We start from the raw sequence: 21,180 nt of genomic DNA, 5'->3' as shown, positions 1-21,180 counted from the left end.
GCTATTCCTTGTTTTGCGCGGCGAGCGCGGCGACCACCGCTCCCAGTCCGACCGAGTTCGACCCCTTGACGAGGATGGCGTCACCGCCTGCCACGCCAAGCTCCCGCAACGCCTGCAGCGCCATGGTTGCATTTGGGCAATGGGCGAAGGGCAGGGCCTTGCCAAGCGGTCCGGCTGCGCCTTTCCCCAGTTCGTCTGCCAGTGCGCGCATCTCGTCGCCTACCAGGATCAGATGATCGATCCCGGCGGCGGCAATCGGTTCGACCAGCGCGGCATGAAAGGCCGGGCCGTGATCGCCCAGTTCCTTCATTGCACCCAGTACTGCAATCCGCCGCGTGGCGCTGGTTGCACCCAATTGCGCCAGGGTGGCGCGCATCGAGGCGGGGTTGGCATTGTAGCTTTCATCGATCAGCAGCGCGCCCTGCCCGTCTGGCGTCTTGAGCCGATGGCGCTCACCCCGGCCCTTGAGCCCTTCGAGTTCCGCCAGCGCCAGCCCGGCAGCGCCCAGATCCCCGCCCACGGCGCGGACTGCAGCCATTACGGCCAGCGAATTGGTAACCCAGTGATCGCCCGGCGCGGCCACGGTATAGCACAGCCGCCGGTCGCCCAGATCCGCCGTGACCAGCGATCCGCCGCCCGGCGCGGGGACGGCATCGAGCAGGCGGATGGTCGAACCCACTGCCTTGCCAAACGAAACCACTTGCGCCCCTGCCGCGCGCGCGGCGGCCAGCAGACGGAGATAGTGCGGGCTGTCCGACGGGATAACCGCAACGCCGCCGGGCTCAAGCCCGCCGAAGATCTCTGCCTTGGCGTCCGCAATAGCTTCTTCGCTGCCCAGCATTTCGATATGCGCGGGCGCGATGGTGGTGATCACGGCAACGTGCGGGCGGACCAGGGCGGTCAGATCCGCGATTTCGCCGGCGTGGTTCATCCCCATTTCGAAAATGCCATAGGCACTGCGCGCGGGCATCCGCGCTAGGCTGAGCGGAACGCCGATGTGGTTGTTGTAGCTCTTGACGCTGCGGTGCGCCTTGCCCCGGCTCGCGCGGTCAAGCGCAGCAAAGATTGCCTCTTTCACCCCGGTCTTGCCGACCGATCCGGTTACCCCGATGATCTTCGCGTCCACCCGCGCCCGCGCCGCCTTGGCCAACGCGATCAGGGCGGCGGTGGTATCTTCCACCAGCACGTGCGGCCCATCGACCGGACGATCGACCACCACGGCCGCAGCGCCCTTGTCAAAGGCCATGGGCACAAACCGGTGCCCGTCCATGGCTTCGCCCTGCAGCGCGAAGAACAGGTCCCCTTCCATCACATCGCGGCTGTCAATGTCCGCGCCTGCGGTCTGGAAAAAGGTGCTGGCCGTGCCGCCCGTCGCCCGCGCGATGCTGCCCGCATCCCACAGGGCCAGCGGGAAGGCATCGGCAACCTCGGTTGGCCATTCAAGGATCCGGACGGCCATGTTCATGCAGCACTCTCCCTGGCTACGCTAACGTCATCGAACGGCAGGATCCGGCAGCTTTCGCCCGATCCCACGATCTGTCCCTGTTCGTGCCCCTTGCCCGCGATCAGCACGATGTCGGCCTTGCCCGCTTCGGCAATCCCGGCGGCAATCGCGGCGCGGCGGTCACCCACTTCGCGCAGCATGCCCGCGCCACCTGCCAGTACAGCGGCGCGGATCGTGGCGGGGTCTTCCCCGCGCGGGTTGTCATCGGTGACGATGCCAAGATCGGCTTGCTCAGCCACCACCTGGCCCATCGGCGCGCGCTTGCCGCTATCACGATCACCGCCTGCGCCGAACACCACGATCAGGCGGCCCGTGCAATGCGGCCGCAGCGCGGCGATCGCGGCTTCGAGCGCATCGGGGGTATGGGCATAATCGACATAGACCGGCGCGCCCGCACGGCTGATCGCGGCGCGTTCCAGCCGCCCGCGCACCGGCTGCAACCGACCCAGCGCATCGAACGTCTGCGCCGGATCACCCCCGCTGGCGATCACCAGACCGGCGGAAACCAGCGCATTGGCGGCTTGATAGGCCCCGATCAGCGGCAGGTTTACCTTGCGGATCTGGCCCTGCCATTCGATTTCCAGCGTCTGGCCCAGCTGGGTTGGACTTCGCGAAAGCAGCCGCATGCCCTGGCCATCCGCCGTCTCACCAGCCATCAGGACGTTCAGTCCGCGCTGCGCGGCATGATCAAGCGCCCGTCCCGACCATTCATCATCCGCCCAGATCACCGCCGTGCCCTGCCCATCGACCACTTCGTCAAACAGCCGCATCTTGGCCGCGAAATAGTGATCCATGTCGGGGTGGTAGTCGAGGTGGTCACGGCTGAGGTTGGTGAAGGCTCCCGCCACTACCCGCAGCCCTTCGTTGCGGTATTGCGACAGGCCATGACTGCTCGCTTCATAGGCGACATGGCTCACCCCTTCGCGGGCAAGGCCGGACATGTTGGCCAGGAATGTGACAATATCTGGCGTGGTCAACCCGGTCGAAACGCTTTCATCCGAAGTTGTCACACCCAAGGTCCCGATCGAAGCGGCGCGCTGCCCGGCCATGCGCCACAGCTGGCGGGTCATTTCGACGGTGGAAGTCTTGCCGTTGGTCCCCGTAACCGCGACCACGGTTTCGGGAACGGGGGTAAAGAATTGGGCGGCCAGCCGGGCAAAAGTCTGGCGGGGATTGTCCGAAGCAATATGGACTGCGCCATCCACGCGCGCCTCGCTCCGGGCAATCACGGCCACGGCCCCGGCAGCGACAGCGGCAGGGATGAAATCTTCCCCGTTCACGCTGGCGCCCTGAAATGCGCCGAACACACAGCCTTGCGCCACCTTGCGGTTATCAATCGCAAAGCCCGTCACCAGCGCGTCTTGTCCGCCAGGCAGGGCAATTCCGGCTCGTTCGGCCAGCACTCCCAGCTTCATTCGCCCTCTCCGCTGCCCAACAGCGGGGCAATGTCGGTGATGTCCACATCGCGGGTCGCATCGGGCATGATCCCCAGCAGCGGCCCGATCCGCGGGATGACCCGGCCGACAACGGGTGCCGTATTGAAAGCGGCGGTGCGCTGGCCCAGCGTGGCCGTGGTGCCCTGCGGTTCGTCCAGCATGGCAATCACGACATAGCGCGGATGATCCATCGGAAAGGCCGCCGCGAACGTCGCCACCAGGCTGGAACGCTGATAGCCGCCAACTCCGGGCTTTTCTGCCGATCCGGTCTTGCCGCCAACGCGGTAACCCACGGCATTGGCATTGCGCCCGGTGCCCACATCCACAATCATCCGCAGCAGCTGACGCATCCGCGCGCTGGTGCTGGCCTTGAAAACCCGGCGTCCGGCCACTTCACTGCCCGGCTGGATCCGCTGCAGCGTCGCAGGACGCCAGATGCCGCCATTGACCAGCGCCGCATAAGCACTGGCAAGGTGCAACGGGGTAACCGCGATGCCGTGGCCGTAAGACACGGTCATGGTGGTAATCCGGCTCCAGTTGCCCTTGGGCCACAGCGGGAAGCCGCGCGCCGGCAGTTCGATCTGCGGGCGTTCGTTAAAGCCAAGCGCCTGCATCGTCGCGTTCAGCCGTGCTCCGCCCAATTCATCGGCAACTTGCGCGGTGACGATGTTGGACGAATGGACCAGGGCTTCGGGAATGTTAAGCGAACCGCCAAAGGCATGGCTGTCACGAATTTCGAACCCGCCGATCTGCAAGGGGCGGTTGGACTGGTAGCGCCGCGACAGGTCGGTGACCGTGCCCGCATCGATCGCCGCGGCCACGCTGATCGGCTTGAAAGTAGATCCCAGTTCATAGACCTGGTTGGTCACCCGGTTGAAGATGTTGGCTTCACCCGCGCGGTCGATCAGGTTGGGATTGAATGACGGCAGCGAAGCGAGCGCCAGCACTTCCCCGGTATCGACATCCAGCACGATCCCGGCGGCGCCCTTGGCGGCGCTGTCTGCCATGCCTTTGGCCAATTCGTCTTCCAGCGCGCCCTGCACGCGGGTATCGATCGAAAGCATCGCCGGGGTGCCGCGGCCGGCCTCGTCGGTCAGCCGCTTGTCGAACACTTCTTCCATGCCGACGTGGCCTTTGCCGTCGGCCCCGACAAAGCCCAGCACGTGCGCGCCCATCGATCCTTGCGGATAGAACCGCTCCATTTCGCGCGGGAATTCCAGCGCCGGTTCGCCCAGCGCGTGGATCTTGTTGGCGTCTTCGGGCAGGATCCGGCGGCGCAGATAGCCCGGACGACCCTCGGCCAGCCGCGCGGCCAGTTCCGCTTCGTTCATGTCGGGAAAAATCCGGACGAGCGCGGCCGCTACTTCCTTGGCCGAGCGCACCAGCGGCGCGCCATCATCGCCCAGCGCGGCGGGGTTGTACCACAGCGAATAGGCCGGAAAGGCGCGCGCCAGTGGCACGCCGTTGCGATCGACAATATCGGCCCGCGGCGGCATCATCCCGGCCAGGGCATCGGTGCGGCTGGGCTGGCCTTCAAACGCTCCCAGGAACAGGATCCGCAGCAGGGCCACCATCGCGACAAAGCCGAAACCCAGCGCCACCCAGACCACTCGCCATTTGGCCATCAGAAGTGAGTGCTGGCGGACATTGACCAGTTCACCCCGGCCCGAGCTGATCGCGGTCGAGATGGCCAGGCTGTTCATTCGCGGCCGCTCCCTTCGCCCACCTGGCTCAGTCGGTCACGCAGGGTGGCGGCTGTCACCGGCTTGCGCGCGGCATCCTTGGGCGCTTCGGCGGCCATCGCCTTGCCGGTCAGCGGGGAAACCATTGCGGGCAGTACACTGCCTTCAACCACGCCCCCGGCGCTGGCAACGCGGATCGGGCTGGGCGCATCGGCCGCGCGCGGCTTGCCCAGCGCGGCCAGTTGACGCTCCCCTTCAAGGTATTGCCCGGCAGTGGGGGCCTGATAGCCGAATTCAACATCGTTGAGCGACTTCAGCTGCTGCTGGTTGGCGCGGGTCTCGAATTCGGTTTCCAGCAGCAGCTTGTCCTGCTGCAGCGAAGCGATCTGGCGCTCGGTCAGCCGAACCTGGCTTTTCACCGCGTTGACGCGAAATGTCAGCGCAACCAGCAGAGTAAAGCAGACCACCAGCAGGGCGGCCCAGCCGATCGAACGCAAACGGTCACGGGTCAGGTTCATGCTGCCCTCCTTGTCCGTGGGGCTACTTCGGTGCGGGTGGCGGCGCGCAGCGTGGCCGAGCGCGCCCGGGGATTGCGGACCAGTTCCGCATCGGACGGGCGGATCGCCTTGGACAGCTGGGCAAAAACCGGCGCTTCGGGCGCGGCCATCACGGGCATGTGCCGCGATGCACTGGCCAGAGCGCCGCTGGCGTCGCGCAGGAACTGTTTGACGATGCGGTCTTCCAGGCTGTGAAAGCTGACCACGGCCAGCTTGCCACCTGCCTTAAGCAGGCTTTCAGCCGCATTCAGCGCCGCGTCCAGTTCATCCAGTTCAGCGTTCACATGGATCCGGATCGCCTGAAAGCTGCGGGTTGCAGGGTCCTTGGGCGCGCCGGGGCGGTGGCCCAGCGCCTTGCGCACCACGCCGGCCAGCTGCCCGGTGGTGGACAGCGGCCGCGCCGCCACGATCGCCCGTGCAACCCGGCGCGACTGGCGCTCTTCGCCATACTGGAACAGCACGTCGGCAATCTCTGCTTCGGCGGCGGTGTTGAGGAAATCGGCGGCACTCGGTCCGTCCTGCGCCATGCGCATGTCGAGCGGGCCGTCGCTGGCAAAGGCGAACCCGCGCTGCGGCTGGTCGAGCTGCATCGAGGACACGCCGATGTCCATCACCACGCCGTCCACTGCGGCCACGCCCGCATCGGCCAGGGCAGCGACCATTTCCGAAAAGCGGCGCGGGTGCAGCACCAGGCGGGGCGGCTGCTCCTGCACTTCGGGCCATTTGGACCCGGCGGCGATCGCATCGGGATCGCGGTCAAAAGCGTGGACCATGGCCCCGGCATCGAGCAGGCGGCGCGTGTATCCACCCGCACCAAACGTGGCATCGACGATTACAGCACCGGGGCGCGGCGCAAGCGCGGCGATTACTTCATCCAGCAGAACCGGGATATGCGGCGCGGGGGCGGACATCACTTGCGCCCCTTTCCGGCGAGCGCCTGTTCTTCCAGATCGGCGCAGGCTTCGCGGGCATCCTCCCAACCTTCGCCCATCCGGTTAAGCTCGTCCGGGCTCCAGATCGTGAACTGCAACCCGCCGCCCAGGAAGAACGCACGTTCGCCAATCCCGCCCAGCTTGAAATAGCGGTCCGGCATGATGAACCGACCGCTGTCATCAAAGGTAACGCGGGTGAAACCGTACATCTGGTTGGCGCGCAGTTCGCGGTCGAAATCCTGGCCACGGGCGATCGCGGTGGCTTCCAGCTTGTCGAGTTCGCTTTCGAACAGGTCAGCCCGGCCCAGCCCGAAGCCGGTCAGGCATTTCCAGCGGGGATGCTTGGTCAGGCACAGCACCCGCTCACCCGCGCCGGAATCGCGCACGTTCTTGCGGAAGTCTGGCGGCAGCACGAACCGGCCCTTTTCGCCCAACAGCGAAAAGCCATGTCCGTTATAGTTGATCGGCCTTGCCGCCTCCACAACTCGCCCCGCCAAATGCCGGGAAAACCCCGGACCCCAAAAAAGAACCTCCACCGCTCCAGCCGCTTGCCCTTGTGGCCGGTGCCCCCGGAATCGGAGCGCGACGGTGAACATCCCTGTCGATGGAATGATTTCTTAACCCTGTGCAGGACGGGAAGAAAGGGGTTTTCACGGGAAAACACGGGATAACTTGGTAAATAATTGATTTATAATAGATCGGCGCTCCAAAGCATGGCCCGCGCCACCGCTGTGGCGGGCGATTCCGATCACGAAAATTCAACGATTTAACGTGCGACTCGGGACAGGCGGCCGGTGCCGTCCCGCATTTTCCCGCATGTTGACAAAGTCAGTTGGCGGCAAACGCCATGTCGAGCAGCGCGGCAAAGCCCTTGCCCCGCGCGCCATCGCCAGGTTCGGCGTTCAGCACTTCCGCATCGGCCAGCGCGACCAGCCGGCCCTTGCCGATCGCGCAGGTCACCGCGATGCCCTCGCCCCAGGTCCGGCAGTTCGGCTGCCCTTGCAGTGCCCAACGCCCGGCCAGGTTGGCCGGGACCGGGGTACCCATCACATCGAACGGCGTTTCGCCAAACGGCTGTTCGTCATCAAACCGCAGGTCCAGCCCCCAGCGTGTCAGGATCGGGCTGAGCAGGACCACCGCCTGCGGGCGGCGCGGATCGCCGATCGCAAAGCGGCTTTCCTCGGTCAGCGCCGGGTCTGCCAGCAACAGCAGGTGCCCCCCGCCGCGCAGCCAGTTGTCCAGCGCGACGTTCTCTGCCGGGCCCAGTGGGCGCGGCTGGGCGATCACCAGCCGGTCAAGCTTTGCCAGCGGAGCCTCTGCCAGCACGTCCAGCGCGACAATCGGTCCGCGCCGGGCCAGTTCCGCCTTGGCCCAGTGCGGCGGCTGATCCTGCCGTAGCAGGCCGGCGACATCGGCGCTTTCATTCCACAGCACCGGCAGCGTGGTGAACAGCCCGGTCGGTGCCTGCGCCGGTGTCCGCGGTCGCCCGGCCAGAGCCAGTCCCGCCACCAGCAGGACCAGCAGCGTCACCCCCAGCCAGAGCCGCTTGCGGCTAATTTTGCGGAGTTCCCGGGGCGGGCGAAGGCTTGGCCGTGGCGCTGGCCGAGGCCGAGGGCACCACGCCCGCATCGGCCAGCGGATCGACGTTGCCGGTTGGCGAAGGCGACGCGCTGGCCTGCGGCGCAGTGCTGGCCGCTTCGGTTAGCCGCGCGCGTTCGTTGATGATGTCTGCCAGCCCCACGATCAGCAGGATCGCGGCCAGTCCGAACAGACCGGTCTGTAATCGCTGCACCGCCTGCGCCCGCAGCTCACGCGCGGAGGGCGGCGCAAAGTGTTGCGGCGCGGAAAGCGGTTCAAGGACCCTGCGTGGCGGTTGGCTTGCCATCTTGGGACCAAGTATAGGGATTATTTCAACCAGGGGAAGACCGGCAGGCCTTTTGATGCGAGCCATTCGGCGTTGTAGAGGCTCGACAGATAGCGAAACCCGGTATCGCACAGGATCGTCGCAACCCGCGCATCTTCGCGCCCTTCTGCCACCAGTTGCCGCCCGAGCTCCACTGCGCCCGCAACATTGATCCCTGAAGATAGCCCCAGACACAGCCCTTCTTCACGCAGCAGACGGGCGACCCATTCCAGCCCCTGTTCGTCAGAAATCCGGAACTGGGTGTCGATCGGCGCGCCTTCGAGGTTGGCGGTGATTCGCCCCTGCCCGATCCCTTCGGCGACCGAGCTGCCCTCTGCCTTCAATTCGCCGTTGGCGTAATAGTTGTAGAGCGCCGCACCGTGCGGATCGGTCAGCGCAATGCGGATGCTTTCATCAAACGCCTTCAGGCCCAAGCCGACCCCGGCGATGGTCCCGCCAGTGCCCGCTGCGCAGGTAAAGCCATCGATCCGCCCGCCCAGTTGTTCCCAGATTTCCGGCGCGGTGCTTTCGATGTGGGCCTTGCGGTTGGCGATATTGTCAAACTGGTTGGCCCAGATCGCGCCTTCGGTTTCCTCGGCCAGGCGGCGCGAGGTGTGGACGAAGTGGCCGGGATTGGAAAACGGCGCGGCGGGGACCAGCACCAGTTCCGCGCCGAGCGCGCGCAGCGTGTCCATTTTCTCGCGGCTCTGGGTTTCGGGCATGACGATCACCGTCTGATAGCCCAGCGCATTGGCGACCAGCGCCAGCCCGATCCCGGTATTGCCCGCGGTCCCTTCGACAATCGTGCCGCCCGGCTTCAGCGCCCCGCGCGCTTCGGCATCACGCACGATCCACAGCGCTGCGCGGTCCTTTACCGAAGCGCCGGGGTTGGCGAATTCGCACTTTCCCCAGATCTCACACCCCGCAGCCTCGCTCGGTCCTTCGAGCAGAACGAGCGGAGTGTTGCCGATCAGGTCGAGCGTGTTGGTTTGCACAAGTCCGGTCATGGCGCCGGAATTAGGTGCCCCGCAGGCCAAGCGCAATGGATTTGCGCTTGGGTGGGGTAAACGCCGGGTTGTGTGGAGAGGGTCTTACCCCTCCACCACTCGCTTCGCGAGCGGTCCCCCTCCCCATTTGTCCCTGCGGGAAAAATGGGAAGGATCGGGAGCGGCAAAGGTCCTTCCCATTTTTGCGCAGCACAAATGGGGAGGTGGCATTCGCGCAGCGAATGACGGAGGGGTGAAGCGCCACAGCACCCACCCCCGTAAAACCTCAGTCTTCAGCCGCGATCCGGACCTTCAGGCCATCCAGCGCATCGCTGAGATGGATCTGGCACGACAGGCGCGAAGTGGCTTCGCGGTGGTCGGAGCTGTCGAGCAGGTCGTTTTCGTCCTCGCTCATCGGCACCAGCTTGTCAGCCCAGGCACCGTCAACCACCACGTGGCAGGTGGCGCAGCTGCAGCAACCGCCGCACAGCGCCAGCATTTCATCAAAGCCCGCATCGCGCACGGCTTCCATCACCGACATTCCGGCGGCGGCTTCGATGGTCTTTTCATCACCTGCGCGATTGACGACTACCAGCTTCGGCATGTGCAAAATCCTCCAACGCGCGCCCTATCCGCGCTTTGCCGGGGCTGCTAATGGCTTGGTCCGGATTTGGCAACAGGTGTGTGATGGGTCTTAGCGCAGCGGCAATCAAGCAAGGTCTGGATGCAGTCGCAGCGCGTGAGCCGGGGATTGCCCGCGCGCTGGAGTTGGCGGGTTATCCCGAACCACGGATCCGCGACCGGGGCCATGTGACCATGATGCGCACCATCGTCGGCCAACAGGTCAGCGTGGCGGCAGCGGCATCGATGTGGAACAAGTTCGAGGCGTTCGCCGGGCCGCATTTCGCCCCAGATCACGTGCTCGGTGCCGATTTTGACACCCTGCGCGCCTGCGGCCTGTCACGCCAGAAACAGGGCTATATGCGCAGCTTGTGCGAACTCGTCGCGGGCGGCACGCTCGATTTCGATGGCCTGCCGCAGGATGACGAGGAAGCCATCGCCCGGCTGACCCAGATCAAGGGGATCGGGCGCTGGTCAGCTGAAATCTATCTGCTGTTCGCCGAAGGCCGCCCTGACATCTGGCCTGCCGGGGATCTGGCGGTGCAAGCGGGGCTGGCCAAACTGCTGAACCTGCCCGAACGCCCGAGCGAAAAGGCCACCCGCGAACTGGCCGAAGCGTGGCGCCCGCATCGCGGCGCGACCGCGATCTTTACCTGGCATTGCTATAACAACCCGGCGCTGTAACGCCCAAAACCCCAAGCTCCGTTCGTGTCGAGCGAAGTCGAGACACGCTGGCGCTGGGGTGTCTCGACTTCGCTCGACACGAACGGCTATGGGTGAGTGGGATTTGGAGGGGTGCAGACAATGGCCAGCCACAAGACAATTTTCATCACCGGCGGCGCTTCCGGCATTGGCCGGGCGGTGGCGATCAAATTCGGCAGTCAGGGCTGGTTTGTCGGGCTGGCGGATGTCAACGAAAGCGGGATGAAGGAAACGGCGGCCCTGCTGCCTACCGGCAAAAGCTCGATCCACAAGCTGGATGTGCGCGACCGCGCGGCCTGGGATGCGGCGCTGGAAGGCTGCGCCGAGGCGAGCGGCGGGCGGATCGATGTGGTGTTCAACAACGCCGGGATCCCACTGGGCGGCAACCTGATTGAAAACAACGCGGCGGAAATCGAACGCTGTCTCGACATCAACCTGAAGGGCGTACTGTTCGGCGCGCAGGCCGCGCATCCCTGGCTGAAAGCCAGCGCGCCGGGATCGTGCCTGCTGAACACCGCAAGCGCGGCGGGAATCTATGGCACGCCAGGGGCGGCGGTCTATTCCGCAACCAAATTCGGGGTGCGCGCGATCACCGAATGCCTCGATGCCGAATGGGCGCCTGACGAGATCAAGGTCTGCGATCTGATGCCCGGCTTTATCGATACGCCGCTGATCGACATGAACCCCAACCAGCAGAGCAACGAGCACATTCGCGGACGGGTGCTGGAAGCCGGACTGGAAATCACCCCGGTCAGTGAAGTGGCCGAAGCAGCCTGGAAGGCCGTCCACGGCGATGCGCTGCACCACCGCGTCGGCAAGACCGCCCACCGCATCGCCTTTGCCGCGCGCTGGATGCCGGGGCGGCTGCGCAAGATGACGCGGACCAGCCTGAAGCCGCTGGGCGGGCATTAGGCCGAGGCGGCCAGCTCCGCCAGCTTGGCCACGGTGTTCAGGTTGCGCGCGGTGCCGGTCTTGCTGGCAGGCACGATCAGCTTGCTGTCGGCCATCCCCTCACCATAGTCGATGAACAGCGCCCGCGGGCCAGGGGCCAGCCGCTCACCGTTTTGATTGCGCACGCCATCCAGGCTGGGTTCTGCATCGGTTAGCAGCGCGACCACCCGGTTCCCGGGGCGATCCGGCCATGGGTTTGCGGCGAGCAACTCCGCCATGTCAGCAGCGCTGCGCACCAGCACACCGATCGGTTTGCCGTAACGCTCCAACAGCGCCGCTTCCAAAGCACCGCGCACTCCGGCTTCGTCCAGATCGCTGCTCAGCAGCACATTGCCGCTGGCGATATAGGTCCGCACGCCGCCAAAGCCGAGCCCTTCGCACAGCGCCTTAAGCTCGGCCATCGCCACCTTGCCGGTGCCGCCGACGTTGACCGCGCGCAGCAAGGCGACCCAGCGGGTCACGGCAACAACACCGGCGCCTTCATCCGCGCCACCCCGGCTTTGCCAGCTGGGCTAAGATAGGGGGCGAGCTGGGCGAAAGTCAGTTCGGCATCGTCCGCGCAGGCCAGCATGGCGTGCGGCAGGAAAGGCGTGAAAGTGATCCCCTTGGGAGTCAGCGCAAGATCCCAGGATTCCGCCTCGGCCACCGCACTCTGGCAATCGGCTTCCTCGATCGGCGGCATGGCCGCCAGCACCAGCTTGCGCAGTGGTTCAAGCAGCCTGGTGTCCCAATACTTGGCCCCCGCATCCCATTTCGCGCTCATCCCCTTGGGCGCGAGCCACTGCGCCAACTGCACTTCCTTGCCGCTGGCGCGATCATAGACCATGTGGGAAGAACTGTAATTGGGGTGCGCGCCGCCGCAGTAATTGCCTTCGTCGATCTGCACGTCAATCCACTCAGCCGAAACAAAGCTGGGTTCGGCCGCTAATGACATTTCGCCATCGGTGCCGCTGAGCCCCAGATTGCCCTGCAGGCAGGAAGCATAATCAGCCCGACCCTGCTTTGGATCGATCAACGCGCGCAAGGCCAGGTTGATCGCCTTGTCACCGGGGCGCTGGACCGGGATCTGGAAAGTCGCAATATCGACTTCCTCGAACCACTTGCCGACTTCCAGCTTGAGTTTGGAATAAGCCAGTTTTCCGGCCTTGACGGGGCTTGCCACCAGCCGGGTCGGGATGATGCGGGGGGCCATGAAGGCATCGGACCAGCAGGCACCGTCCAGTTCGCCATCATCGCCCATCGCCACGCGGGTCAGGCTGACCGGCAGTGTGCGATCACCGGTGGTCCATGAGCCGGTCACCTTGTTCGCGCCCGCCAGCGTGATCGACCACCGCGCTTTGGCCCCGGTCTGCTCCAGCCAGCCCTTGTTACCATCCGGCTTTTCCAGCGCAATCGGCTTCATTTGCGAAAGGTAGTAATAGGACCCGCGCGGAGAGGATGCGTTGACATCCATCAGACAGACCCGCACCGGCAGGGTACCGATTGTACCCTTCCACACCCCGTCCAGCAACGGCGCTTCGGCGGCCTGGGCAGCTGAGGGTACCAGCACCAGCGCAGCGAGCAGAGCAAACAATCGGCGCATCACAGCATCTCCCCAATCGCGCGGACCATCGCCGCATCGCGCGCCGACAGGCCATCGGCATCGTGGGTGGTCAGCGTGATCTCCACCCGGTTGTACACATTGAACCATTCGGGGTGATGATCGTGCTTGTCGGCATAGAGCGCGACGCGGGTCATGAAGCCGAAGGCCGCGTTGAAATCCTTGAACTTGAACTTGCGTTCCAGCGCCTTGCCATCCGCGCGCAAGGTCCAGTCCGGGAATTCGGCCAGCAGGGCTGAAACTTCGACATCGGCAAGTTTGGCAATCGGCACGCTGGCTCTCCTTGGCAGGCGCGCAGCTTTCCCCTATCGCGCGGCTCCATGCAAGAGTGCCGCCTGTCTGCCAGCGATCTCGCCTGCCGCAAGGGGGATCGGCTGCTGTTCGCGGGGCTGTCCTTCGTGCTTGCCGGGGGCGAGGCCTTGCAGCTGACCGGCGCCAACGGGATCGGCAAGAGCAGCCTGATGCGGATCCTGGCGGGCCTCGCCCCGGCCTATGCCGGCACGGTTGAATTTCAGGGCGCGGTTGGCATGGTGGACGAGCGCCCAGCGCTCGATCCGCACCAGCCGCTGGGCGAAGCTCTCGAATTCTGGCAGCGACTGGACGGCCCGGCCGACGCCGCACTGGCACGGCTGGGGATTGCCGGGCTGATTGACGTGCCGGTACGCTACCTTTCGACCGGGCAGAAAAAGCGCGCCGCGCTGGCACGGCTGCTGGGGCAGGAAGCGCCGGTCTGGCTGCTCGACGAACCTCTCAACGGGCTGGATAAGCGCGGGGTGGCACTGGTCGAGGAACTTGCTGCAGAGCATTGCCGCGCCGGAGGGATCTGCGTAATCGCATCGCACCAAACCTTTGCCTTGCCCGGCATGCAGATGCTGGAACTGCGGGATTTTGCGGCATGAGCAGCGCGTTCTTCCCCCTGCTGCGCCGCGATCTGGGGCAATTGCTGGCGGGCGGGCGGCGCGGTGGGGCCTTGTTGCCGGTGCTGTTCTTTCTGGCGGTGGCGATGCTGTTTCCGTTCGCGGTCGGGCCCGACGGCCCGGTGCTGGCGCGGACCGGCGGCGGGGTAATCTGGGTCGCGGCCCTGCTCGCCGCGGTGCTGCCGCTCGACCGGCTGATCGAACCCGATCTGGAACTGGGCATGTTTGACCAGTGGGCACTGCGCGGGATCAGCGAGGAACTGGTGGTGAGCGTGCGGGTGCTGGCCCATTGGCTCAGCTTCGGCCCGCCGCTGATGCTCGCCGCCCTGCCTGCCAGCGCCTTGGTCGGGATCGACGGCGCGACGCTACGCACGGTGGAGCTGGGTCTTCTGGCCGGAACCCCGGGCCTCGCCGCGCTGGGCGTGATGGTCGCTGCCCTCACCGCAGGCCTGCGCGGCGGCGCGGCGCTGGGCGGGCTGCTGGTGATCCCGTTCGCGGTTCCGCTGCTGGTGTTCGGCGCGGGCAGTCTGGCGACCGGCGGCGAAGCGGGGATTGCGCTGACCGGCGCGGTCAGTCTGGTGCTGCTGGCAATGGCCCCGTTTGCAGCGGGCGCGGCGATCCGGGCTGGAAGGGGTTAAAGGGGTTCACGCAGAGGCCGCAGAGAAGAAGAAGAGGCGCGGAGGTGTCTCGCAGAGCCGCAGGCTCCTTCATCGCTCAGGCGCTGCGGTTAAACGGACCGATGAAACAGAAGGCGGCTTCGCCGCGAACACGGCATCTCTGCGCCTCCACTTTCTTCTCTGCGGCCTCTGCGTGAACCATGCAATTCCCGCCATGAACCGCCCAGCCAGCCTCAATAAGGCGGCCGATGCAGCCCCAGCGGGCTCGCCGTGAAAATCTCGCACCCGGTCTCGGTGATCCCGATCGAGTGTTCAAACTGCGCCGACAGCGAGCGGTCGCGCGTTACCGCGGTCCAGCCATCGTCCAGCATTTTCATCCCCGGCTTGCCGAGGTTGATCATCGGTTCGATGGTGAAGAACATCCCCGGCTTCAGTTCCGGCCCGGTGCCCGCACGCGCGGCATGGACCACTTCGGGGGCGTCGTGGAACAGGCGGCCCAGACCGTGCCCGCAGAATTCGCGGACCACGCCGTAACGGTGGCGTTCGGCGTGCTGCTGAATCGCGGCGCCGATATCGCCCAGTCGCGCGCCGGGCTTGGCTTTTTCGATCCCGATCATCAGGCATTCATAGGTGACATCGACCAGCCGCCGCGCCTTGATCGGCACATCGCCGACCAGATACATCCGGCTGGAATCGCCGTGCCACCCATCGAGCAGCGGGGTGACATCGACATTGATGATATCCCCGTCCTTCAGCACCCGGTCCCCCGGAATGCCGTGGCAGATTACCTGATTGATCGAGGTGCAGCAGCTGTGTTCATAGCCGCGATAGCCCATCGTCGCGGGCACCGCGCCGCCATCCAGCGTCATCTGCCGGACCAGATCGTCGATCTGCCCGGTGGTCACCCCCGGCTGGACGAATGGCACCAGCGCGTCGAGCGTTTCCGCTGCCAACCGCCCGGCCTTGCGCATCCCTTCAAAGGCCGCGGGGCCATGCAACTTGATCGTGCCGTCACGCAGCAGCACATCGCCGTCTTCGACTGTCTGGTAAGTGGTCATGGCGGACATATAGCGAATGCTTCGCAAGAATGCGAGCCTTGCAGCGCAGCGCGCGCCGGGTCTAAGGCAGCGCGATGACTGACAAGCACGCCCTGATCCTGCCCAACAAGGGCCAAACGGCCACCGCGATCCATCTGATCGACAAGGCGGGTCTGCCGGACTTTATCAAAAGTCTGTCCACCCCCCAGCGCGCCGCGCTGGCCGCGCAGAAGTTTGAGGCAGAGGGTTATTCCTATGCCATCGTGCCCGATGGCGATCACTGGTTCGTGGTATCTGGCGTGGCCAATGTGAACAGCCTGTCCAGCTGGTGCATGGCCAAGCTGGCCGAAGTGCTGCCGCCGGGCACCTATCGCCGCGCGGGCGGGGAACCGGGCGTGGCGCTGTATGGCTGGGTTACCGGGCAGTACAAATTCGACCGCTACCGCTCCGATCCGGGCGAGGACGGCCCGCGCATTCTGCTGACCAAGGAGGTCAAGGCGATCGACACCGCGTTGGCCGAAGCCGCCGCCACCGCGCTGGTCCGCGATCTGGTCAATACCCCGGCCGAAGACATGGGCCCCGCCCAGCTGGAACACGAAGCCCAGCTGATCGCCAAGGCGCACGGCGCGGAATTCAAGGTGACCCATGGCGACGCGCTGGAACGCGGCTTTCCGATGGTCCACGGTGTCGGCCGCGCGGCGGCGCGCAGCCATGCACCGCGGATGATCGAACTGCACTGGGGAGACCCAAAGCACCCCAGAATCGCGCTGGTCGGCAAAGGCGTATGCTTTGATTCGGGCGGGCTCGATATCAAGCCCAGTTCGGGCATGCTGCTGATGAAAAAGGACATGGGCGGCGCGGCCCATGCCCTCGCTCTGGCTCAGTTGGTGATGCAGGCGCAGCTGAAAGTGCGGCTGCATCTGCTGATCCCGGCCGTCGAAAACGCGATTTCCGGCAATGCTTTTCGCCCTGGCGACGTGCTGCGCAGCCGCAAAGGGCTTACGGTGGAGATCGGCAATACCGATGCTGAAGGACGGCTGGTGCTGGGCGATGCGCTGACCCGCGCGGGTGAGGAAGGGCCCGAACTGGTGATCGATTTCGCCACCCTGACCGGCGCGGCCCGCGTCGCTGTCGGTCCGGACCTGCCCGCGCTGTTCACCCGGCGGGACGAGACGGCGGACGAAATGCTGAAAAGCGGCGCGGCGAACGATGACAAGTGCTGGCGCCTGCCCTTGTTCGATGGCTACCGCGAATACCTGAAAAGCGACGTGGCGGACATTTCCAACAACAGCTCCAACGGTTTCGCCGGAGCCTCGGTCGCCGCGCTGTTCCTTGACCGGTTTGTGCCCGAGGGCACGGACTGGGCCCATTTCGATACGTTCGCCTGGCGCCCCGCCGCCAAGCCGGGCCGCCCCAAGGGCGGAGACGCGCTGGGCCTGCGCGCGGCCTGGGGGCTGCTGAAGGGCCGGTATGGTTGATGCGGCGAAAGTCTGGCGCATTGCCGTGTGGGGCACTGCGGGGGCGATCCTGCTTGCCGCAGCGGCTGCCAGCCGGACGGTTGCAGGATTCAACTGGACCGGGTTCGATTTCGCCGCTGCGGCAGCGATCCTTGGCATGGTCTGTCTGGGCTTCGAACTCGCCACGCGCAGTCTCATCGGCCATGCGCCGCGCTTTGCTGCCGGTCTGGGGCTGCTCGGCGCATTTCTGGTGGTGTGGATCAACCTGGCCGTCGGGATCATCGGGGCCGAGGACAACCGCGCCAATCTGGTATTCTTCCCGGTCCTGCTGCTGGGCGCTGGTGGCGCCATTTGGGCCAGGTTCCAGCCGCGCGGAATGGCCAAAGTGATGACCGTGGCGGCGACATATCAGGTGCTGCTCGCGGCGGGTCTGGCTGGTGCCGGGCTGCCTGGGGCTGCCATGCTGACCCTGGGCATCGGCGGCCTGTGGGGCCTGTCCGCGCTGCTCTATCACCGTGCCGTCAGGGGACAGCACGCATGGATGGCTTGATAGCCGGGCCAAGCGGCGCTAATCGCCCGATCTTCGCATTCGAGGGGCACGCAGACTTGACCGCCAGCGCCATTCCCACCGGGCAGCTTTCCCTGTCGGGGCCCAGCGTCAAGCTGGATGCCGCGCACTGGCCGGTGCGCGGGGACCTGGCGCATGTTCGTTTGGCAGGCAAGGTGTTCGTGCCGCATTATGCCGTACCGATGGAACGCGCGGTGGTGGCCGGTGGCGCGAACCTGTTGGCAGCGAACAAGCCGGATGCCGAACTACGTGAGGCTCTGGCCGGGGGCACTTTGTTCAACGTGCTCGATCTGACCGGCGGCTGGGCCTGGGGCCAGGTTGGCGACGACGGTTTCGTCGGCTACCTGCCGGTCGAGGCGCTGGAAGAACGACGAAGCTAAGCCGCTACCAAATCCCCCACCTCCGTTCGTGTCGAGCGAAGTCGAGACACAGGCGCGCAGGTGGCTCGACTTCATCCGCAGGATGAGGTTTTTCCTGAGCAGCGGCTGCTAGGCTGCAAGCCGAAGGGCTCGACACGAACGGACCTCGTCAAATGACCCACACCGTATTCATCGATGGCGCCGCCGGAACCACCGGACTTGAAATCCTCGATCGGCTGGCCCCGCGCGCCGAATTCGAACTGATCGTGCTGGACGAAGCCCAGCGCAAAAGCGCCGATGCACGCCGCGATGCTTATCAAGCCGCCGATTTCGCCGTGCTGTGCCTGCCCGATGACGCCGCGATCGAAGCGGTCGCCCTGGCTGAAGGCAGCAAGGTGCGGATCATCGATGCCAGCAGCGCGCATCGCGTCGCGCCGGGCTGGACCTATGGCTTTCCCGAAGTTGTCGGGCGGGACAAGGTGGCTGCGGCGACGCGGGTTTCGAACCCCGGCTGCTATCCCACCGGTTTCATCGCCCTGCTTGCCCCGCTGATCCGCAACGGGCTGCTGCCTGCTGACTGGCCCTATACCTGCCACGCGGTCTCGGGTTATTCGGGCGGTGGCAAGGCGCTGATCGCGCGGTTCGAGGAAGATCAGGACATCGCCTATCGCGATTATGCCATGACCCTTGGCCACAAGCACGTCCCCGAAATGCGCGAATATGCCGGGCTGGCCCACCAACCGCTGTTCGCCCCAGCGGTGATCGCGGCGCACCGCGGCATGGTGGTGGAAGTGCCGCTGCACCTCAGCCTGATGGAACGCGCCGCGCCGGTCGATGGCCTGCGTGATTGCCTGGGTGATTTCTATGCCGGCAGCGCGGTGGTCTCGGTCAATCAGGAACTGCCGGATGAACTGCTGCTGCGCGCTTCGATGGCACCCAGCGACCGGTTGGAACTGTTCGTCTATGGCGCCCGCGATGGCACCCAGGCGCGGCTCGTGGCGCGGCTCGACAACCTGGGCAAGGGCGCGAGCGGGGCGGCGGTGCAAAGCCTGAACCTGATGGCGGGACTGCCGGAAACGGCGGGACTGTCGCTGTAAGGCACCCTGCACGTAGCTAGCTGCCTAATTTTTGGGCACCTGTTGCTGAAAAATCAGGCAAGCCTGCCCTGCACGGCGCGAACAATTCTTAGTATCAGCGCGCGTAATCCGCACCGAATGTTGCGATTCCGCCCTTTTCGGCCTGCGTGCAATCGCCTAGGGCTGGATCCAGGCCACTGGCACGATTCTTGATAGAGTCTAAACGTGGCATCTGGATCACCGGGCCGCGTCCGTCGCGGTTCCGGTTCAATGCGCAGGGGATACAAGGCACGTGAAAAAGATCGAAGCGATCATCAAGCCGTTCAAGCTCGACGAAGTGAAAGAAGCGCTGCACGAAGTTGGCGTGTCCGGCATCACCGTAACCGAAGCCAAGGGTTTCGGCCGTCAGAAGGGCCATACCGAGCTCTATCGCGGCGCTGAATATGTCGTCGATTTCCTGCCCAAGGTGAAGCTGGAAGTCGTGGTTCCCGATGCTCTGGCCGAACGCACCGTCGAAGCGATTGCCGGCGCGGCGCAGACCGGGCGGATCGGCGACGGCAAGATCTTTGTCATGCCCGTAGAAAGCGCGCTGCGCATCCGCACCGGAGAACGTGACGACGACGCGATCTAGAACCCGCGAAGTTCTTTGATCCCCCCCTCCTGTCTGCGGGAGGGGCCGGGAAAGGGCCAAACGCCCGATCCCACCTGAACATGCCCTCCTCTAGCCCCTCTTGCGGGGCGGGAGGGGAACTGAAGAACCCCTTCCGCTGCGCGGCCGGGGCAGCACAGAAGGACGAAAAATGAGCAAGGCCAAGGACATCATCAAGCGCATCAAGGACGAGGAAATCGAGTGGGTTGACCTGCGCTTCACCGATCCCAAGGGCAAGTGGCAGCACCTGACCATGGTTTCGGGCGTGATGGGCGAAGACGAGCTGGAAGACGGCCTGATGTTCGACGGTTCGTCGATCGAAGGCTGGAAGGCGATCAACGAATCCGACATGATCCTCAAGCCGGATCTGGATTCGGTCTATATCGATCCGTTCAGCGCCACCCCGATGATGATCATCAACTGCGACATCGTCGAACCGTCGACAGGTGACCTCTATGGCCGCGATCCGCGCTCGTGTGCCAAGCGCGCCGAAGCCTACCTGAAAAGCACCGGCATCGGTGACACCGTCTATGTCGGCCCCGAAGCCGAATTCTTCGTGTTCGACGATGTACGCTTCTATGACGGTTACGATGGCAATGGCTTCAAGATCGATGACATCGAACTGCCGACCAATTCGAACACCAAGTACGAAGCCGGCAATCTGGCCCACCGTCCGCGCGCCAAGGGCGGCTATTTCCCGGTCGCTCCGGTTGACTCGATGGTCGACGTGCGCGGTGAAATGGTCACCACCATGCTTGAAATGGGCCTGCCCTGCGATAAGCACCACCACGAAGTGGCATCGGCACAGCACGAACTGGGCCTGACTTTCGGTACGCTGGTGGAAACCGCTGACCGCATGCAGGTCTACAAGTACGTCGTCCATCAGGTCGCCCAGGCCTATGGCAAGACCGCTACGTTCATGCCCAAGCCGATCATGAAGGACAACGGATCGGGGATGCACACCCACATCTCGATCTGGAAGGAAGGCAAGCCGCTGTTCGCCGGTAACGGTTATGCCGGTCTGTCGGACATGTGCCTGTACTTCATCGGCGGTGTGATCAAGCATGCCAAGGCGCTGAACGCCTTCACCAACCCGACCACCAACAGCTACAAGCGGCTGGTCCCGGGTTACGAAGCCCCGGTGCTGCTGGCCTATTCGGCCCGCAACCGTTCGGCTTCGTGCCGCATCCCCTATGGCGCGGGTGACAAGGCAAAGCGCGTGGAATTCCGTTTCCCCGATGCGATGGCCAACCCCTATCTGTGCTATGCCGCGCTGTTCATGGCCGGGCTCGACGGGATCCAGAACAAGATCCACCCGGGCGAAGCGATGGACAAGAACCTGTACGATCTGCCCCCGGCCGAACTGGCCGAAGTGCCGACCGTCTGCGGTTCGCTGCGTGAAGCGCTGGAATGCCTCGAAGCCGACCATGAATTCCTGCTCAAGGGCGGCGTGTTCACCAAGGACCAGATCGAAAGCTACATCGAACTGAAGTGGCCCGAAGTTCTGCGTTGGGAAACCACGCCGTCGGCGGTCGAATTCGACATGTATTACAGCGCCTGATCAAGACCCGGTCAGGACTGTGCAATGGGGCGTCCGGAGCAATCCGGGCGCCCTTTTTGCTGCAG

General features: G+C 65.0%; 24 protein-coding genes. 10 read left to right on the top strand and 14 right to left on the bottom strand.

Features of this window, described 5'->3' with window-relative positions; all coding sequences use genetic code 11:
- Position 1: 1 nt before the first annotated feature.
- The 10 genes from MNBBLIKP_RS08685 to MNBBLIKP_RS08640 form a co-directional block, all read right to left on the bottom strand.
- A complete protein-coding gene (locus MNBBLIKP_RS08685) occupies positions 2 to 1,465 on the bottom strand; it encodes a UDP-N-acetylmuramoyl-tripeptide--D-alanyl-D-alanine ligase (RefSeq protein WP_088309515.1) in 1,464 nt (487 codons plus the stop codon).
- The gene (locus tag MNBBLIKP_RS08680; RefSeq protein WP_088309512.1) at positions 1,462 to 2,919 is read right to left on the bottom strand and encodes a UDP-N-acetylmuramoyl-L-alanyl-D-glutamate--2,6-diaminopimelate ligase; all 1,458 of its coding nucleotides are present in this window, start codon (positions 2,917 to 2,919) and stop codon (positions 1,462 to 1,464) included. Before MNBBLIKP_RS08680 ends, MNBBLIKP_RS08685 begins: the two co-directional genes overlap by 4 nt.
- On the bottom strand, positions 2,916 to 4,643 hold the full coding sequence (locus MNBBLIKP_RS08675; RefSeq protein ID WP_088309510.1) for a peptidoglycan D,D-transpeptidase FtsI family protein: 1,728 nt from the start codon (positions 4,641 to 4,643) through the stop codon (positions 2,916 to 2,918). The genes MNBBLIKP_RS08680 and MNBBLIKP_RS08675 overlap by 4 nt, the downstream gene beginning before the upstream one ends.
- Complete coding sequence (locus MNBBLIKP_RS08670) at positions 4,640 to 5,140, bottom strand: hypothetical protein (protein ID WP_088309507.1); 501 nt, start codon at positions 5,138 to 5,140, stop codon at positions 4,640 to 4,642. Before MNBBLIKP_RS08670 ends, MNBBLIKP_RS08675 begins: the two co-directional genes overlap by 4 nt.
- Positions 5,137 to 6,090 (bottom strand): 16S rRNA (cytosine(1402)-N(4))-methyltransferase RsmH, encoded by a 954-nt coding sequence (gene rsmH, locus MNBBLIKP_RS08665; RefSeq protein WP_088309505.1) that lies wholly within the window; start codon positions 6,088 to 6,090, stop codon positions 5,137 to 5,139. Before rsmH ends, MNBBLIKP_RS08670 begins: the two co-directional genes overlap by 4 nt.
- Complete coding sequence (locus MNBBLIKP_RS08660) at positions 6,090 to 6,608, bottom strand: division/cell wall cluster transcriptional repressor MraZ (protein WP_254912973.1); 519 nt, start codon at positions 6,606 to 6,608, stop codon at positions 6,090 to 6,092. Before MNBBLIKP_RS08660 ends, rsmH begins: the two co-directional genes overlap by 1 nt.
- A gap of 331 nt (positions 6,609 to 6,939) precedes the next feature.
- Positions 6,940 to 7,641 (bottom strand): ABC transporter, encoded by a 702-nt coding sequence (locus MNBBLIKP_RS08655; RefSeq protein WP_088309503.1) that lies wholly within the window; start codon positions 7,639 to 7,641, stop codon positions 6,940 to 6,942.
- A 22-nt stretch (positions 7,642 to 7,663) separates the two neighbouring features.
- Complete coding sequence (locus MNBBLIKP_RS08650; RefSeq protein WP_254912972.1) at positions 7,664 to 7,903, bottom strand: hypothetical protein; 240 nt, start codon at positions 7,901 to 7,903, stop codon at positions 7,664 to 7,666.
- A gap of 113 nt (positions 7,904 to 8,016) precedes the next feature.
- Positions 8,017 to 9,021, bottom strand: a complete 1,005-nt coding sequence (locus tag MNBBLIKP_RS08645) for a cysteine synthase A (RefSeq protein WP_088309497.1) — start codon at positions 9,019 to 9,021, stop codon at positions 8,017 to 8,019.
- Between the two features lie 265 nt (positions 9,022 to 9,286).
- Entirely contained in the window at positions 9,287 to 9,604 is a 318-nt protein-coding gene (locus tag MNBBLIKP_RS08640; RefSeq protein WP_088309495.1) for a 2Fe-2S iron-sulfur cluster-binding protein, read from the bottom strand.
- 83 nt (positions 9,605 to 9,687) lie between these two features.
- Here MNBBLIKP_RS08640 and MNBBLIKP_RS08635 point away from each other — a divergent pair, with 83 nt between their 5' ends.
- Positions 9,688 to 10,305, top strand: coding sequence for a DNA-3-methyladenine glycosylase family protein (locus MNBBLIKP_RS08635; RefSeq protein ID WP_088309492.1), 618 nt, complete (start codon positions 9,688 to 9,690; stop codon positions 10,303 to 10,305).
- A 120-nt stretch (positions 10,306 to 10,425) separates the two neighbouring features.
- A complete protein-coding gene (locus MNBBLIKP_RS08630; protein WP_088309489.1) occupies positions 10,426 to 11,235 on the top strand; it encodes an SDR family oxidoreductase in 810 nt (269 codons plus the stop codon).
- On the opposite strand, the gene MNBBLIKP_RS08625 is transcribed toward MNBBLIKP_RS08630, so the two are convergent.
- The 3 genes from MNBBLIKP_RS08625 to MNBBLIKP_RS08615 are packed head-to-tail and all read right to left on the bottom strand — an operon-like array spanning position 11,232 to position 13,146.
- Positions 11,232 to 11,735, bottom strand: coding sequence for a DUF1697 domain-containing protein (locus tag MNBBLIKP_RS08625; RefSeq protein WP_088309487.1), 504 nt, complete (start codon positions 11,733 to 11,735; stop codon positions 11,232 to 11,234). The genes MNBBLIKP_RS08630 and MNBBLIKP_RS08625 overlap by 4 nt on opposite strands.
- Entirely contained in the window at positions 11,732 to 12,856 is a 1,125-nt protein-coding gene (locus MNBBLIKP_RS08620; RefSeq protein ID WP_088309485.1) for a hypothetical protein, read from the bottom strand. Before MNBBLIKP_RS08620 ends, MNBBLIKP_RS08625 begins: the two co-directional genes overlap by 4 nt.
- Positions 12,856 to 13,146 (bottom strand): 4a-hydroxytetrahydrobiopterin dehydratase, encoded by a 291-nt coding sequence (locus MNBBLIKP_RS08615; protein ID WP_088309483.1) that lies wholly within the window; start codon positions 13,144 to 13,146, stop codon positions 12,856 to 12,858. Before MNBBLIKP_RS08615 ends, MNBBLIKP_RS08620 begins: the two co-directional genes overlap by 1 nt.
- Before the next feature lie 48 nt (positions 13,147 to 13,194).
- Between MNBBLIKP_RS08615 and ccmA the strand changes: the two genes are divergently transcribed.
- Both ccmA and MNBBLIKP_RS08605 read left to right on the top strand, forming a co-directional pair.
- Entirely contained in the window at positions 13,195 to 13,773 is a 579-nt protein-coding gene (gene ccmA, locus MNBBLIKP_RS08610; protein WP_088309481.1) for a heme ABC exporter ATP-binding protein CcmA, read from the top strand.
- Entirely contained in the window at positions 13,770 to 14,429 is a 660-nt protein-coding gene (locus MNBBLIKP_RS08605; RefSeq protein WP_088309479.1) for a heme exporter protein CcmB, read from the top strand. Before ccmA ends, MNBBLIKP_RS08605 begins: the two co-directional genes overlap by 4 nt.
- 212 nt (positions 14,430 to 14,641) lie before the next feature.
- On the opposite strand, the gene map is transcribed toward MNBBLIKP_RS08605, so the two are convergent.
- The gene (map, locus tag MNBBLIKP_RS08600; RefSeq protein ID WP_088309477.1) at positions 14,642 to 15,466 is read right to left on the bottom strand and encodes a type I methionyl aminopeptidase; all 825 of its coding nucleotides are present in this window, start codon (positions 15,464 to 15,466) and stop codon (positions 14,642 to 14,644) included.
- 74 nt (positions 15,467 to 15,540) lie between these two features.
- On the opposite strand from map, the gene MNBBLIKP_RS08595 reads away from it, so the two are divergent.
- The 6 genes from MNBBLIKP_RS08595 to glnA all read left to right on the top strand — a co-directional run bounded on the left by MNBBLIKP_RS08595 (position 15,541) and on the right by glnA (position 21,115).
- The gene (locus tag MNBBLIKP_RS08595) at positions 15,541 to 16,923 is read left to right on the top strand and encodes a leucyl aminopeptidase family protein (protein ID WP_088309474.1); all 1,383 of its coding nucleotides are present in this window, start codon (positions 15,541 to 15,543) and stop codon (positions 16,921 to 16,923) included.
- Positions 16,916 to 17,452 carry a hypothetical protein gene (locus tag MNBBLIKP_RS08590; protein ID WP_088309473.1) on the top strand — a complete coding sequence of 179 codons (537 nt, stop codon included), beginning with the start codon at positions 16,916 to 16,918 and terminating at the stop codon, positions 17,450 to 17,452. The genes MNBBLIKP_RS08595 and MNBBLIKP_RS08590 overlap by 8 nt, the downstream gene beginning before the upstream one ends.
- 56 nt (positions 17,453 to 17,508) lie before the next feature.
- On the top strand, positions 17,509 to 17,850 hold the full coding sequence (locus MNBBLIKP_RS08585) for a hypothetical protein (protein WP_088309471.1): 342 nt from the start codon (positions 17,509 to 17,511) through the stop codon (positions 17,848 to 17,850).
- A 152-nt stretch (positions 17,851 to 18,002) separates the two neighbouring features.
- Positions 18,003 to 18,926: an N-acetyl-gamma-glutamyl-phosphate reductase gene (gene argC, locus MNBBLIKP_RS08580; RefSeq protein ID WP_088309468.1), complete on the top strand. Its 924-nt coding sequence runs from the start codon at positions 18,003 to 18,005 to the stop codon at positions 18,924 to 18,926.
- 271 nt (positions 18,927 to 19,197) lie between these two features.
- The gene (locus MNBBLIKP_RS08575) at positions 19,198 to 19,536 is read left to right on the top strand and encodes a P-II family nitrogen regulator (protein ID WP_088309466.1); all 339 of its coding nucleotides are present in this window, start codon (positions 19,198 to 19,200) and stop codon (positions 19,534 to 19,536) included.
- Positions 19,537 to 19,705: 169 nt separating this feature from the next.
- Entirely contained in the window at positions 19,706 to 21,115 is a 1,410-nt protein-coding gene (glnA, locus tag MNBBLIKP_RS08570; RefSeq protein WP_088309464.1) for a type I glutamate--ammonia ligase, read from the top strand.
- Positions 21,116 to 21,180: the final 65 nt, after the last annotated feature.

Origin of the sequence: Novosphingobium sp. B 225 (assembly GCF_002198665.1) — a bacterium.
Taxonomy (GTDB): domain Bacteria; phylum Pseudomonadota; class Alphaproteobacteria; order Sphingomonadales; family Sphingomonadaceae; genus Novosphingobium.
The sequence above is the reverse complement of the archived record's forward strand: the minus strand, read 5'-3'. Positions and strand labels throughout refer to the sequence as shown.

Excerpts from the sequence above, each read along its gene's own strand:
- map (WP_088309477.1), bottom strand. The coding sequence starts at position 15,466 with ATGACCACTTACCAGACAGTCGAAGACGGCGATGTGCTGCTGCGTGAC.
- glnA (WP_088309464.1), top strand. The coding sequence starts at position 19,706 with ATGAGCAAGGCCAAGGACATCATCAAGCGCATCAAGGACGAGGAAATC.
- MNBBLIKP_RS08680 (WP_088309512.1), bottom strand. The coding sequence starts at position 2,919 with ATGAAGCTGGGAGTGCTGGCCGAACGAGCCGGAATTGCCCTGCCTGGC.
- MNBBLIKP_RS08640 (WP_088309495.1), bottom strand. The coding sequence starts at position 9,604 with ATGCCGAAGCTGGTAGTCGTCAATCGCGCAGGTGATGAAAAGACCATC.
- MNBBLIKP_RS08645 (WP_088309497.1), bottom strand. The coding sequence starts at position 9,021 with ATGACCGGACTTGTGCAAACCAACACGCTCGACCTGATCGGCAACACT.
- MNBBLIKP_RS08685 (WP_088309515.1), bottom strand. The coding sequence starts at position 1,465 with ATGAACATGGCCGTCCGGATCCTTGAATGGCCAACCGAGGTTGCCGAT.
- ccmA (WP_088309481.1), top strand. The coding sequence starts at position 13,195 with ATGCAAGAGTGCCGCCTGTCTGCCAGCGATCTCGCCTGCCGCAAGGGG.
- MNBBLIKP_RS08595 (WP_088309474.1), top strand. The coding sequence starts at position 15,541 with ATGACTGACAAGCACGCCCTGATCCTGCCCAACAAGGGCCAAACGGCC.
- MNBBLIKP_RS08675 (WP_088309510.1), bottom strand. The coding sequence starts at position 4,643 with ATGAACAGCCTGGCCATCTCGACCGCGATCAGCTCGGGCCGGGGTGAA.
- MNBBLIKP_RS08630 (WP_088309489.1), top strand. The coding sequence starts at position 10,426 with ATGGCCAGCCACAAGACAATTTTCATCACCGGCGGCGCTTCCGGCATT.
- MNBBLIKP_RS08670 (WP_088309507.1), bottom strand. The coding sequence starts at position 5,140 with ATGAACCTGACCCGTGACCGTTTGCGTTCGATCGGCTGGGCCGCCCTG.
- MNBBLIKP_RS08590 (WP_088309473.1), top strand. The coding sequence starts at position 16,916 with ATGGTTGATGCGGCGAAAGTCTGGCGCATTGCCGTGTGGGGCACTGCG.
- MNBBLIKP_RS08605 (WP_088309479.1), top strand. The coding sequence starts at position 13,770 with ATGAGCAGCGCGTTCTTCCCCCTGCTGCGCCGCGATCTGGGGCAATTG.
- MNBBLIKP_RS08635 (WP_088309492.1), top strand. The coding sequence starts at position 9,688 with ATGGGTCTTAGCGCAGCGGCAATCAAGCAAGGTCTGGATGCAGTCGCA.
- rsmH (WP_088309505.1), bottom strand. The coding sequence starts at position 6,090 with ATGTCCGCCCCCGCGCCGCATATCCCGGTTCTGCTGGATGAAGTAATC.
- MNBBLIKP_RS08620 (WP_088309485.1), bottom strand. The coding sequence starts at position 12,856 with ATGCGCCGATTGTTTGCTCTGCTCGCTGCGCTGGTGCTGGTACCCTCA.
- argC (WP_088309468.1), top strand. The coding sequence starts at position 18,003 with ATGACCCACACCGTATTCATCGATGGCGCCGCCGGAACCACCGGACTT.